General features: G+C 35.9%; 10 protein-coding genes. 1 reads left to right on the forward strand and 9 read right to left on the reverse strand.

What is annotated here, in order from left to right; genetic code table 11:
• Positions 1–312 precede the first annotated feature (312 nt).
• From P2W65_RS15360 to P2W65_RS15385, 6 genes are all read right to left on the reverse strand, one after another.
• Positions 313–1665, reverse strand: coding sequence for a DUF3526 domain-containing protein (locus P2W65_RS15360; RefSeq protein ID WP_289658778.1), 1353 nt, complete (start codon positions 1663–1665; stop codon positions 313–315).
• Between the two features lie 2 nt (positions 1666–1667).
• Positions 1668–3110, reverse strand: a complete 1443-nt coding sequence (locus P2W65_RS15365) for an ABC transporter permease (RefSeq protein WP_289658779.1) — start codon at positions 3108–3110, stop codon at positions 1668–1670.
• Positions 3111–3115: 5 nt separating this feature from the next.
• Positions 3116–5413 carry a TonB-dependent siderophore receptor gene (locus tag P2W65_RS15370; RefSeq protein ID WP_289658781.1) on the reverse strand — a complete coding sequence of 766 codons (2298 nt, stop codon included), beginning with the start codon at positions 5411–5413 and terminating at the stop codon, positions 3116–3118.
• A gap of 14 nt (positions 5414–5427) precedes the next feature.
• Entirely contained in the window at positions 5428–6123 is a 696-nt protein-coding gene (locus P2W65_RS15375) for an ABC transporter ATP-binding protein (protein WP_289658783.1), read from the reverse strand.
• 192 nt (positions 6124–6315) lie between these two features.
• A complete protein-coding gene (locus P2W65_RS15380) occupies positions 6316–6666 on the reverse strand; it encodes a hypothetical protein (protein WP_289658785.1) in 351 nt (116 codons plus the stop codon).
• A 138-nt stretch (positions 6667–6804) separates the two neighbouring features.
• Entirely contained in the window at positions 6805–7236 is a 432-nt protein-coding gene (locus P2W65_RS15385; RefSeq protein WP_289658787.1) for a DUF1810 domain-containing protein, read from the reverse strand.
• Between the two features lie 395 nt (positions 7237–7631).
• Here P2W65_RS15385 and P2W65_RS15390 point away from each other — a divergent pair, with 395 nt between their 5' ends.
• Complete coding sequence (locus tag P2W65_RS15390) at positions 7632–8381, forward strand: 4-hydroxy-tetrahydrodipicolinate reductase (RefSeq protein WP_289658789.1); 750 nt, start codon at positions 7632–7634, stop codon at positions 8379–8381.
• 149 nt (positions 8382–8530) lie between these two features.
• On the opposite strand, the gene P2W65_RS15395 is transcribed toward P2W65_RS15390, so the two are convergent.
• From P2W65_RS15395 to P2W65_RS15405, 3 genes are all read right to left on the reverse strand, one after another.
• Positions 8531–9277 (reverse strand): succinate dehydrogenase/fumarate reductase iron-sulfur subunit, encoded by a 747-nt coding sequence (locus P2W65_RS15395; protein WP_289658791.1) that lies wholly within the window; start codon positions 9275–9277, stop codon positions 8531–8533.
• Positions 9278–9420: 143 nt separating this feature from the next.
• Positions 9421–11331, reverse strand: a complete 1911-nt coding sequence (locus tag P2W65_RS15400; RefSeq protein ID WP_289658793.1) for a fumarate reductase/succinate dehydrogenase flavoprotein subunit — start codon at positions 11329–11331, stop codon at positions 9421–9423.
• Between the two features lie 91 nt (positions 11332–11422).
• A complete protein-coding gene (locus P2W65_RS15405; RefSeq protein WP_289658795.1) occupies positions 11423–14338 on the reverse strand; it encodes a PQQ-dependent sugar dehydrogenase in 2916 nt (971 codons plus the stop codon).
• Between the last annotated feature and the right edge of the window lie 142 nt (positions 14339–14480).

The raw sequence follows: 14480 nt of genomic DNA on the forward strand, positions 1-14480 counted from the left end.
TTTTTTAATATGCTTTACTTTATAAGAGCGCAAAAGTTCGCAAAGCTTTGTGCGATAAGCTTTGCGAACTTTGTATTTGAAGAATATAACTTAAAACCTTAGCGACCTTTGCGTAAATCTTAGCGCTCTCTGCGTTAAAAAAACTTATTTTTTTCGTTACAGATTAATATTCATTGCGAAGAAATTCTTTGCGTTCCAATGGTTGAAACCATTGGCTATGTTTACCATCTTTGTGAACTCTCACAACAAAGTTTATTCTCAAAGCTTAAGAAAAACTTTGCGACCTTTGCGTAAATCTTAGCGTCTTTGCGGTTAAAAAAAAGCTTTGTTGTTAAAATTCCGCCAACCAAAACCAATCAATACTAAAACGAAAAGCAATAAAGGTAAGAACGCTTTTAAAAAGCTGATTTCTGTTGCATCTTTAAATGTTTCAACTTTATAATTTCCCCATTTTTGTTGATTAACGGCTTCATTTTTAAATATTTTCGGATAAAAATGCAGACGAAGTTTTTCATGAAATTGCGTTGTTTCTTTTAAAAACAAAAGCTGGTTACGTAAATCCGATTTCGCAATATCGTTTAACTGAATCTGAGTATGAAGCGTTGGAATAAACTGTGCAATCAATTCGCTGGCACGGTTTCGCTGTTCCAATTTGGCGTACAATTCCTTAGACTGCACTGCCGATTCGTCGTCGCCCATTTGCTGCATGGCAAAATACCAAAGCCAGCTGAATTCTTTATCTGCTGGAATCTTATACTCCCGAAACTGCGGATAATGTTTATAAAACTTTTCCATCGTTTCATTTTTATCCATGTCCCACTTTTCATGATAGGCATTACGCTGTTGTATAGTGAGTTCCAGCGCTTCAGGAATTTTGTATTTATTTACAATAAAAGCATTAATTCCAGCAGGAACAATAATGATTAAAAACAGCCAGATTGTTAGTAATGAAACAGCATTAACGTTAGAATGCATTTGCAGGGAAACAATGAAAAAACAAACCGCAAACCAAAATAATATATACAGAATTCCGATTCCGAAGAAAATAAAAAAGGACTGATCTAACGGAATATTTAAGAACAAAACAGCAGTAAATAGCAAAACCGTAAACAAAGCGATCAAACTCAAAATCCTTACATAAAATAACTGCAAAATGTATTTGAAAGTATTCTCACTTTGCGTTGCCACAATTTTCCAGGTACCACTTTCTTTTTCTTCTGAAATTACATTATAAGAGAAAGCAATAATCAGAAGCGGAAATAAATAAATCAGCACAAAACTAAAATCGATATTTCCGGACAAAAGATTGTTTGGATTATTGAGTTCTGCATCGTATTTCTGACCTTCTAAACCGCGAATGGTAACGTTTTGAATAGAAGGATTAACATCGCGCTGTCCAATCGCTAAACTGTTTATAGGCAAAGTAGTATTGACCAAAGAAAATTTGATGTAATACAACAAAAGACCGATTTCGTCTTTATGAAACGCCGCATTTCTGGCAATATGTTCTTTTTGATAAATCGTTGCTTCCTGAATGCTTTTTTCTTGTTTATCCTGAAACTGTTTTCCAATTAAAAGACTAATAAAACCGATGCATAACAGGAAAAGCAATCCAATTTTGGTTCCTTTTGACCGAATGAAATTTTTGAATAATAATGACAGCATAATTATATAGCTTTAAGTTTATGAGACGCGATTCTGATTAAGATAAAAAGTACCGCAATCCAGAGCAAAATTGAAATAATGGAGACGATTTCGTTTTTAAGCACCGTTCCAATTTTTTCAGGTTCATAATGAAATTCTTCCACATCGGCCCAATGTTCTTTTCCAATAATTTTTGGCTTATCTGATTTTGTATTGCTGATGTATTTGATCTGCAAAGCATTCATTTTCTGAGCCATTGCATAACGATAATCTTCGGCTTGTTTCTGGAAATCGATATACGATTCGTAATCGGTATTCGACAATCCCATCGATAAATTTTTGATGGCGATATACGGATTCAGAAAAGAAACCGTCTTAGAAAAGCTATTTTGTTTTTTGTAAATCTTTAAAAGTTCGGCTAAATGTTCGTTGTAAATTCTGGAACTTATCTTTTCGCCTTCAGTCATAATGAATCCTGAATAATTGAACGGAAGTTTTTGCACTGAATCGACTTTATAAGCCGTAAGCAAAGAATCTTTAATTGCTTTATAATGAGGATCGTTCGGATTATGACTGTCTCCTTGTTTTAGAATATCTTTTTCGATATCGCTGTTAAACTGGATTTTAGAAGGCGCTTCGTAAATATAAGCACCAATGGCCTGCGTAGTTCTTGGCAGAATAATGGTAAAAAGCAGCCAAATACCAATAAGAGTAATCAAAGCTTTTTTGGATGTTTTGCTTATCGCCGAAATTAAAACAGCAATCACACAGAAGAATAGGAGATAAGCCAGATGAAAAAGGATAAACAAAATCATTTTTACCGTTTCGTCTGCTGTTATTGAAAAGTTTTGCAAAAAAAGCCAGACTAAAACTAAAACAATAATAGTTGGGATAAAAAGAAGCATAATAACGCTTGCAATTCCTAAAGTTTTTCCAACCAAAAGCTGTTTCCAATTGATTCCCTGAGTTAAGAGAATTTTTAAGGTTCCGTTTTCACGTTCGTAAGCAACGGCATTAAAACCTAAAAAGAAAATTAAAAGTGGTAATAAAACCTGCAAAACCATAGCAATACTGATTTCTCCGAAACGAAGCATACTGTTTGAAAAACCAGCTTCAGAGAAATTGGCAGTGTTTTGTTTGTGTGCTTCAAGGAAAATAGCATTTCCAAAGAAAGGTTCCATTCCGAATTCAAAAACACTTAAAGGTGTACTTTTTCTAAAAGCAAAATTGCCGTAATGCGCCATTCGATGCGGATTTTTATCTGGATTTTTTAACCAGTCTTCTCGAGATTCATGCTGGTATTTTTCGCTGGTTTCGTTTTGGCTTTTGTAATTGTCCCAGCCTGTAAATGCAGCGTACAAAAGCAAAATGCCAATAAAAATGGTAATAATATATACCGCAGGATTTTTAAAAACAGATTTTTTAAAATGCCTGGCTATAAGAATTTCGGATTGTAATATTTTCATATCAATTAAAATCTATAAGTTACAGTGAGATTTACGTTTCGCGGACTTCCCGGAAACAATCTCAAATAATTTTGTGCGCCCAGCCAGTAGGTTTTATTTAGAAGATTTCCAGCGTTTAAAGCAATCTGCATATTTCCTCCGTTAGGTTTGTAATAAAGAGCAGCGTCAAAAATGGTAAAATCGGGAAGCGTAAAATCTCTGGTAAACCAAGGCACTTTACTGCTTTGGTACTGCATTCCCAATCCAATTCCGAAATCGTCTAAAGCAGAATCAGAAGCAAAATTGTAACGTGTCCATAGGTTCGCACTGTTTTTTGGCGTATTCTGTTTTCTCTGACCAATTAATGCAAGATTGGCGTCATTAGTAATTTCAGCATCAATATAACTGTACGAAGCATTAATCTGCCAGTCTGGAGTAATGTATCCAGCGAGATCGCATTCGAAACCACGACTTCTTTCAGAACCTCTGGTTACTAACAAATCAGGATTTGCAGGATCATTCGCATTCATCAAAATATTACGCTGATTGATTTCATAAACGGCTGCGTTAAAACTTACTTTGTTATTGAAGAAAACCGCTTTCATCCCAAACTCTTTCAAATCACTTTCCAAAGGTTTAAAAAGACTTCCGCCAGGTAAACTTCCTGTTTGGGGCATCAAAGTTGTCGTATTCGATTGAGGCTGATAACCTTCAAGATAAGTTGTGTAAACATTTATGGCATTATTAACAGCATACGTAATCCCAATTCTAGGCAGTAAAGCCGATTTTTTAACCGTTAACTCATTATTGGTTTCGTAATTCGTAATATCTTCAAACCATTCATTTCTTAATCCCAATAAAAAAATGAATTTATTCCACTGAATCTGATCCTGAATATACACAGCATTTGTTGTAGTTAATGCTGATGGAAGCGCCGTACGAACATTTAAAACATAATCCTGCGTATTTCTTAAAGCATACGACGGATTGTTTAAATCAAAGAAATTGACATTAGGTTTTGGTAAAACAACGCCATTTACCGTTACAGTTTGATAATTGGAAGCGTTGGCAGGAACAAAAGTATTGGCAACCGTTCCATCGTTTAATAAATAACCTCTTGCTGCATTTTGTCCGCCGCCTTTGTTTTTATTCCAGCTGCTTAAATCATATCCTGTTAATAGTTTATGATTCAGCTTTCCTGTTTTAAAATCAAAATTGAAATAAGCACTCAAATTATCAATATCCCAATATTGCTGACGTTGCACAAACTGCATCATAGCAAGACTCGTAACAGGCTGATTGTTCATGTCTACGGCAAAAGCATTGTTAGTGCGGTGTTCCTGAAGATTTTCTGTCCAGGTTTGTTTCATGTACGAAGCATTAAAACCCACTTTTGAAGAAAATTTATGTGCAAAATTGGTCATCAAAATCATTTCTTTTGACTTGAAAAAATCGCCCGAAGCTCCTAAATTTAAACTGATTGGCGTTTTGTTTAAATCGGTTTTTCCAGCAACAGCACCAAAAATAGGCTGTCCGCGGTCTAAAACTCCAGTCATGTCGCTTAAAATCAATTCGGTATTAATGGCCGTTTTTTCATTTGGAATATAACTGAAAGACGGAGAAATCAGGAATGATTTATTGTTTACCAAATCACGATACGATTTTGCCTCCTGATACGCTCCATTGACACGATATAAAAGTGTTTTGGACTCATTTAAAGGCCCTGTAAAATCTAAAGTTCCTCGTAAAGTGCTAAAACTTCCAACAGAAAGGCTGACTTCTTTTCGGTCAACTGCCAAAGGTTTTTTGGTCACCATATTGATACTTCCACCTGGATCTACAGACGAAAATGTTGCGCTCGAAGGCCCTTTGATTACTTCAACACGCTCAATATTACTCGTTAAAGGCTGTAGAAAGTAATATTGTCTCGTTCGCATTCCGTTAATAATTTGCCCTTCTTCATTCTGGCTGATGCCTCGAATCGTATATTGATTGTAATAACTCGCCGGAATGACACCGCTTGTCATTTTTACAACGTCTGCCAGATAAATAGCGTTTTTATCCGCAATTAATTCTTTGGTTATAGTCGAAATGGACTGCGGAATATCTTTATTTAATGTTGCGGTTTTAGTTGCAGAAAAGGAATAATCGCTGTTGTACTTTCGCGTTGAGCGCCCAATAATTTCAACAGTCTGCAATTCATTTCTTTTAGATTCCAGTTCCAAAGAATCCTTAGAAATGCTGTCTCTGACTTTTCCGCCGTTTTGTGCTTTTACAACAGAAATGGTACTTACTATAAACAGTAAAGAAAGTGTATGTTTCATTGAAATATAGAAAACTAAACGGTTTGTAAATACAAATCTTCCAGCTCGTTAGCCGAAATTTTATCCGCTTCGATAACCGTTACAAGATTTCCCTGTTTCATAATTCCGATATGCGAAGCCACTTCACGCGCTCTGAAAATATCGTGAGTTGCCATTAAAATTGCCGTTCCGTCTGCCGAAAGTTCTTTTAAGATTTGAGAGAATTCATTTGAAGCTTTTGGGTCTAAACCGCTTGTAGGTTCGTCCAGCAAAAGCACTTTGGCTTTTTTGGCAATCGCAATCGCAATTCCCACTTTCTGTCGCATTCCTTTAGAATAACCGCCTAAATTTTCATCATGCGCTTTAACTTGTAACCCTGCTTTATTTAAGAAATAAGTCAGTTCTCCTTTTGAATACTTAAAACCTGCAAGCGAAGAGAAAAATTTAAGGTTTTCTAAACCCGTTAAGTTTGGATAAAGCATTACGGTTTCTGGTATATAAGCCACAAATTCTTTAGTCGTTTTTGCGTTTAAAGTAACCGGAATATCATTGATGGTCAAAAATCCTTCGGTAGGTTCTATAAAACCTAGAAATAAATTAATTGTAGTCGTTTTTCCGGCGCCATTCTGCCCTAAAAGAGCAAATATTTCGCCTTCTTTGATCGTTAAGTTTAGGGAATTTAAAGCAGTATAATCACCATATTTTTTGGTGAGATTTTCAGCTGTAAGCATATTTTTGTATTGAGTTTAAGTTTTAAATAAAAGTGGTTTCATGACACAGGTTTAAACTGCATCAATAAAAAATAATTAAGAAAATGGATTGAGGTTTACAGAGGTTCATTCGCGAAAGCGTAAAGACATTACTTTCCCTTTCAATCGAACAGAATGAAAAGAGTTTGGTAAACTTTATAAATCAAAGTAAACTTAGAATAGAGCAGGAGGAGCTCTTAAGGCAAATAAACTGCCTTTGAAGAAAGTTGAAACCGATTTGGTGTAAACGAATACAGGTTTGATTTCAATTTGTACTTTCTGAAAAATTACAGCTTCAAATGTATTCGGAATGTAAGTGCTGAATGCAAAATGACAAATATGACATTTGGTATCTACATCGTGGCTGTGGGTTATTTCCTTTTGATTGGCACTGATATGATGCTCGCAAGGCTTTTCTGAAAGCTGTTTAAAAACATGTTCATATGAATGTATGGTCTGAAATAGCATTGCACACAATACTATAAGAGACATCAAGAAATTTACAGTTAGAATCCTCTTCTTCATTCCAAATAAACAGCTGGTTTTTTAGTGGTATTAAAAACGCAACAGTGTTGCAAAGATAGAGATCTCATTTTGAAATACTGTAAATCCAACTTTATTTTTTTGAAAAGTTTGTTTGTAAACCCTTATTTCATGCCCGTTTTACAGGTTACTGTACAATAATTGCAGGGTGTGAAAATCAGAAGCCCCGTCGAAATACTTGTGCAAAACTTCCTGAAAAACAGGTTCGCCGTTCTGAACGCTGGCAAATAAAGTCATCGAAGATTTTAGGTTTTCAATATCATCATTTACAAATATTTCGTCGACCGTTTCCTCTTTTTTGATTAACTCGGAAGTGATTTCAACCAGATGTTTGCCTAAAATAGGATGTTCCAGAAAAGCAATCGCTTCATCGGCATTTTTGATTTCGTAAAATTTGGAAGTATCGCTGGAACCCATTCCTTTTATCTGAGGAAATACAAACCACATCCAAGGAGATTCCTTTTTACCATTTTTAATTTCGTCTAGAGCGGTCAAATATAATTTGTTCTGCGCATCTAAAAAACGAAGCAGTTCATTATTGTTGTAGGCCATTACTTACTGATATTTTTGGGTGCTATCAGGTGATAAATCTACTGAAAATATATTTACTTGTATGTTATGTAATTCTTTTTTTTAACAGTGTTTTCAACTAAAAAAGTTAAAAAATAATTATTAGAAATTTGAGGCTAAATTCTAACAAAATGAATTGGATTTAAGAAGAGCAGTTTTTCAACAATAATTATGCTTTAATAGAAAAAATCGTACTAATAATTTATTTTTTTGTTATAAAATATAGTTTTAATTCGTGATTCTGTTATGATTTTCCTATTTTTACTAGACTGGCAGTTTGATAACTGTTGTAATGAATTAAAATTTCAATTGATATTTACCACTTAAATATCAATTATTCTAATCGGGCAATTCGCTCACATAAAAAACAAATGCTTATGAAAATAGGATTAATCGGATTCGGAAAAACTGGAAAATCAGTAGCTTCAATATTATTAGAAAATAAAAATTTCTGTTTAGAATGGGTTTTAAGACAAAGTACCGTTTTAGAACACAGATCAGTTCCAGAATTTTTTGGAGTACAGTCAGACGAACCCGGCTTAATCTATTCTAGTTCCAAAACTTCTATAGACGAATTACTGGAAAAACACCCAGTTGATGTTATTATTGATTTTTCTTCTAGTGAAGGGATTTATACTTATGGAGAAGTTGCAGCCAAGAAAAATGTAAAAATCATTTCGGCTATTTCACATTACAAAGAGAAGGAATTAGATTTTTTGAAGAAATTGTCTAAGAAAACAACTGTATTTTGGTCGCCTAATATTACTTTAGGTGTTAATTTCTTATTGTTTGCATCTAAATTTTTAAAGAAAATTGCGCCATGGGTTGATATTGAAGTGAATGAAGAGCATTTTAAAACCAAACAAGGAACTTCTGGAACTGCTGTAAAAATTGCTGAAGCTTTAGATGTAGATAAAGAAAATATCAATTCGGTTAGAGCAGGAGGTATTGTTGGAAAACACGAGGTTATTTTTGGATTTCCTTTTCAGACTGTACGTTTAATTCACGAATCGATTTCGAGAGAAGCATTTGGAAACGGAGTTATTTTTGTTGCTGAAAATCTTAAAGAGAAGGAAAAAGGATTGTACAATTTTGAAGATATTTTGACGCCTTATTTTACGGTTTAGTTTTTTTTGGAAGACGCTAAGGCGCAAACTTTATTCTCATTTTTTGTCATTTCGACGAAGGAGAAATCACACTCGTATTTACACAAAGAGAATCGCCAATCTTTGTAGAGTTTCTAGTGTGATTTCTCCTTCGTCGAAATGACAAATAATTACTTCCTAAAAGCCAAAGCTTTCATATATTCTAAATTCATTTTAGCAATCGAAAGTACAGAAATTCCCTGCGGACATTCGATTTCGCAGGCTCGGGTGTCGGAACAGGCACCAAAACCTTCCTGATCCATTTTTTTGACCATTGTTAGGGCACGTTTAGATGCTTCTACTTTTCCTTGCGGTAGTATGGCTAAATGTGTTATTTTGGCTCCTACAAACAAAGCTGCGCTTGCATTTTTACACGATGCTACACAGGCTCCGCATCCAATGCAGGCTGCGGCGTCAAAGGCTTCTTCTGCGGTTTCGTATGAAATCGGAATGCTGTTGGCTTCAGGTGCTTGTCCAGTAGAAGCCCCGATAAATCCACCAGAAGCAATAATAGAATCAAATGCTTTTCGATCAATTTTTAAATCACGTAAAACGGGGAAAGCTTTGGCGCGAAAGGGTTCTATATAAATGGTGTCGCCATCTTTAAAACTTCTCATATGAAGCTGGCAGGTTGTAGTATTTCTTAAAGGGCCGTGTGCTCTTCCGTTAATCATGACACCGCATTGTCCGCAGATTCCTTCCCGGCAGTCGTGATCGAATTCTACTACACGTTCGCCTTGCTGGATTAGATTTTCATTTAAAAGATCCAACATTTCAAGAAAAGACATATGTTCTGAAACTCCATCAATTTCATAATCTGTCATTTCTCCTTTTGATGAAGCATCAAACTGCCGCCAAATTTTTAGATAAAGTTTCATGGTATTTATGTTTTTGGTTTGTTGTTTGTTGTTTGTTGTTTGTTGTTTGTTGTTTGTTGTTTGTTGTTTGTTGTTGCCCTTAGTTGTCAGTTTTAGTTTTTTTGTTGTTTATTTTTTTTTACTCTTAACCTATAACTCCTAACTTATTTATAACTTCTTACGGCAAGTTCAACTGCTTCGAAGACTAAAGGTTCTTTATGGAGTTCTGGTTCATTGTTTTGTCCTTTCCATTCCCAAGCCGAAACGTAGCAGAATTCTTCGTCATTTCTTACGGCTTCTCCATCAGGAGTTTGGTATTCTTCTCTGAAATGGGCGCCGCAGGATTCTTCACGTTGTAAGGCATCATAGCACATTAATTCGGCTAATTCTATGTAATCAGCAATTCGGCCTGCTTTTTCGAGTTCACTGTTTATTGTATTATCGCCTGTAATTCTGAGGTCTTTTTCGAATGAAGCTTTTAATTCCCTAATTTCAATTATGGCTTCTTCCAAATTTTTTCGGCTTCTGGAAAGACCGCATTTTTCGTATAGAAGACGACCGATTTTTTTATGAAAATAATCTGCTGAAAGTGTTCCATTGGTGTGCAAAAAACGATCTAATTGTCTTCTGACAGCATTTTCAGCTTCTTCAAAAGCAGGATGTGAAATATCAAATTTTGTTGCGTTTAATTCGCCAGCTAAATAATTTGGAATTGTATAGGGAGCAATAAAATAGCCGTCTACACAAGCTTGAAGCAATGAATTTGCACCAAGACGATTGGCACCATGATCGGCAAAATTAGCTTCGCCTAAAGCAAATAAACCCGGAATTGTAGTCATTAATTCATAATCGACCCAGAGTCCGCCCATCGTAAAATGTGCCGAAGGAGAAATAAGCATTGGTTCTTTATAGGCGTTTATTCCTGTAATCTTTTCATACATCGTAAAAAGGTTACTGTACTTAGCTTCGATTTTGTCTTTTCCCTGAGCTTTTATGGCATCTGAAAAATCTAAATAAATGGCATTTTTCATTGGCCCGACGCCATGTCCGGCATCAATTCTTTCTTTAGCAGCACGTGACGAAATATCTCTTGGCGCTAGATTTCCAAATGAAGGATAACGGCGTTCCAGATAATAATCTCGTTCTTCTTCAGGAATTGCATTGGCATTTCTGTCATCATTTGCTCTTTTAGGAACCCAGATGCGTCCATCATTTCGAAGCGATTCTGACATTAAAGTTAGTTTTGATTGATTTTCACCATGCTGCGGCAATGAAGTAGGATGAAACTGAATCCAGCTGACACCAGCCATAAAAGCCCCTTTTTTGTGCGCTCTCCAAACGGCAGAACTATTACAGCCCATTGCAAGAGTAGATAAATAATATACTTTTCCGTAACCGCCTGAAGCCAGTACAACAGCGTCAGCCACATGACGTTCTAATTTTCCTGTTTCGAGATTTCGGGCTATTATTCCTTTGGCTTTGCCATCGATAACAACTAATTCAAGCATTTCGTGGCGCGTATACAATGCAACTTTTCCTAAAGCGGCTTGTCGTTCTAAAGCTTGATAAGCACCCAATAAAAGCTGTTGTCCAGTTTGTCCTCTAGCATAAAAAGTTCGCGAAACCTGAACTCCACCAAATGATCGATTGTTTAAATAACCCGCATATTCTCTTGCAAAAGGAACTCCTTGGGCTACAGCATGGTCAATTAAAGCTGCAGAACATTCGGCTAAACGATAGACATTGGCTTCACGTGATCTAAAATCGCCGCCTTTAATGGTATCATAAAACATTCTGAAAGTACTGTCGCCGTCATTTTTGTAGTTTTTTGCAGCATTTACACCACCTTGCGCAGCGACAGAATGTGCCCGTCTAGGAGAATCCTGAAAACAAAAAGACTTAATATTATAGCCTTGTTCTGCTAAGGATGCCGCGCATGAAGCGCCTGCAAGCCCTGTACCAACGACTATAATAGTAAGCTTTTTTCGATTTGCCGGATTTACCAGTTTGGCTTTCGCTTTATAAGTATTCCATTTTTCTGAAAGTGGTCCTTGGGGTATTTTTGATTCCATCATTTTTAATGTTTTAAAATGAATTGATACAAAATTGTAAAAGCAACGATACTTTAGGGACTCTAATATACTATAAAAATCTTATAAAATAAAATTATTGTTTACTGATTATCATGGATTTAGTGATTACATCTGATTTTATAAAATAAACTCCAGAAGGATATTCAGAAAGTGAAATCACATTTCCTGCGCCTTGTTTAATTTTACTTCCAGAAACAGAATAAATAGTCCATTCCATTTCCCTTGACAAATGAAATATTCCTTTTGAAGGATTAGGATAAACGATGATTTTGCTGGATTCTTCATTAGGATTTTCCACTCCAAGATTACAAGTATGTACTTCGTAAGTAACTTTTTTAGTGTTATTTCCGTTTGAATTGTTTACGGTTAAGGAAACGTCTCTAGTTCCTTCTGTAGAAAAAAGGACAGTATGCGGTCCAATTCCAGCTGCGGTTTGCGGTTGTGCTCCAGTTCCAAAATCCCATAAATAAGAATCGACAGTACCAACTGAAACTGAGGTAAAAGTTACAGCAGTATTCAAACACCCCATTTGCGGACTGAATTCAAAATCGGCAATAGGAGCAGCGGTACTTCCAGAAAGCACGAACTCCATTTTATTGACATTGATATCATTTTCCTCAAAGTATAAAGTAATTACATGCGTTCCTTGTGTCAAAGTAACGTTTGGAATTGCAACAGTCTGCCAGTTCTGAAAACCTCCTGTATTGGGTATGTTGACAGTTCCTGTAACATTTGTGCCATCTACTTTCAAATGTAGTTTTCTGGTGTTGTAAGGAGTGGCAATTCTTAAATTTATCGTGTAAGTTCCTGTTGTATTTACTTTTGCGGTATATTTTAGCCATTCATATTTAACTACATACGCCAGATTGAAGCCACCTTCGTTACAAGCCTCAGTTCCAACGCGGTCGCCTGGTCTGTAAGCCGTATCTCCGCCGGCATTGATATCGAAAATAGCTTCTGGACCAATATCATAATTTTCTGCTTCAATTATGCCGGGTATCTGGGCAATTATTCCCTGATAAGGTGCATTTTGAAGAGTAGTTGGAGTATAAAATGCCGTATAAGTAATGGTTCCTGTCGCTGGCGCTTTAAAGGTTTGATTAGCCGTTCCGCCTTGACTCCAATGATCGAAATCGTAACGAATATTTCCAACATATTGTGGAGTTGGTGCGTTTAGTGTTTGTAAAGCAGCATTGGCTACCACTTGTTTTGTAGAAGGCGTCGTAATAGGTTTTTGATTGAATTCTAAATTAAGCGGTACTGGTGAACTAGTAGCTGTAACATCAACCAAATTCGGTTTAATATCTACAAAACTTGTCGCAGTCAATCCGTTGCTGTCGGTTACTTTTACCGTGAATCTATACCAGACATTTGGTGTTTTTTCGCCTTGGTTAGAAGCTGTGAAATTTCCTGATTTTATACCCTGCGGACTTGCTCCTGGATGTGAATGTCCTGCTCCTGGAATGTCTTCATGAAAAAGATCCATGCTCCAAGAAAAGGCACTTGCTGGAAGTACTCCGTCTTCAACATCGTTTGCTGTCGCTTCAAAATAAACAACATCGTCAGCATTCCATTTTAATGCTGTTAACGGAGAAGTGATAGATACTGTAGGTGCATTGCTAAAAGGAATTACGGTTAATACTGCCTGATTACTGGTTACATTTCCAGCGGTATTAGTAACCACAACTCTGTAATTTCCAGCATTTGCATTTGTTACACTTGGAATAGTATAACTCGCGCCAGTTGCTCCATTGATGTTAGCATTGTTAAACTGCCATTGATAGGTTAAACCAGTTCCACTTGCCGAAACCGTAAAAGTTACTGGTTTCGTTTCCATTATAGATTGAGAAAGAGGGTGATTTACAATCGTTGGCGCAGCAGTTGCTATATAATCCAACTTGATTAACGAACCGTTGTTTCCATAAGCACAATAATAAATGTAGCCATCATTTCCTAACATCATTCCAAGGGCTTGTTGTTGAGGAGCGGTAAAAAAGACTGCTGAAACGGGATCAGCTACATTTGGATCAAATGACCTGATTTCTGTTCGAACAAAATCTTTAATGATAAACTTACCTTCCAGATTTGGATAACGAGATATTGTCGGATTATAAAGCACGCCATTGGTCAAGGCATTTCCAATACTTCCTGTGGCATACGTAAAGATTGGATTAGTAAATAAGTTAGTTTCGGTTTGTTTTCCGTCGCCTCCCTGCGGATGTCCCCAAGCATAATTGCGAATAGTTGGATTACTGATTTCGTTTACTTCTTCCCATGAAGTTCCAACATCTAAAACATATAGTTTGTTTACAGTTTCATTAGGAACTAATCTCCAGGGGTTTCTGAAACCATATACCCAGATACTCTGTCTTTGTATAGAACCGCTTCCATAGTATGGATTTCCGGGAGCAGGCTGTCCATCTTCTGTTAAACGAAGAATTTTTCCTTTATAAGTATCTAAATCCTGAGAATTGATATTCAACTGGCTGTCGCCAACAGTTATATAAAGATATCCTTTAAAGAATTTTAAGTCACCACCATTATGAAATCCATCGCCAATTGGCTCCAAAAGCAAGATTTCTTGTCTGCTTACCACCTGATTGTTGGCATCAATCTTAATTCGTTCAATTCTATGACGAATTACGTTTGTATCATTTATGGAATAAAAAACGTAAATGTAGCCGTTTGTAGCAAAGTTAGGATGTAAAGTAAGTCCAAGTAAACCTTGTTCTTTGTCTGTAACGGTTGTTACGGTAAAAACGGTAGATACAGCATTGTTCTGAAATACTTTTACAATACCAGCTCTTTCGGCTATAAAAATTCTTCCATCAGAAGATTGTTCCAAAGCGAGTCCTTCTTTTATTACCGCTGTAGGAGCTAGGTTTTGTGTAATATATTGTGAGTAGGTTAGTGAGTAAACGAATAAAATAGCAATAAGGAATAAATGCCTAAATCGTTTTTGGGTTTTAAGGAGTAGATTTTTTTTCATAATTATTCAGAAATTTTATTGATTTTGGGGTAATCAAATTTAATTCTTTTCTGTATAATTGATTGAAAATCAAATGTTATGTTTTTTTATTATAGAAATTATGATGTATCCACTACCAGTAAATCAGTGGAATTACAATTTT

Origin of the sequence: Flavobacterium panacagri (genome assembly GCF_030378165.1) — a bacterium.
Taxonomy (GTDB): Bacteria; Bacteroidota; Bacteroidia; order Flavobacteriales; family Flavobacteriaceae; genus Flavobacterium; species Flavobacterium panacagri.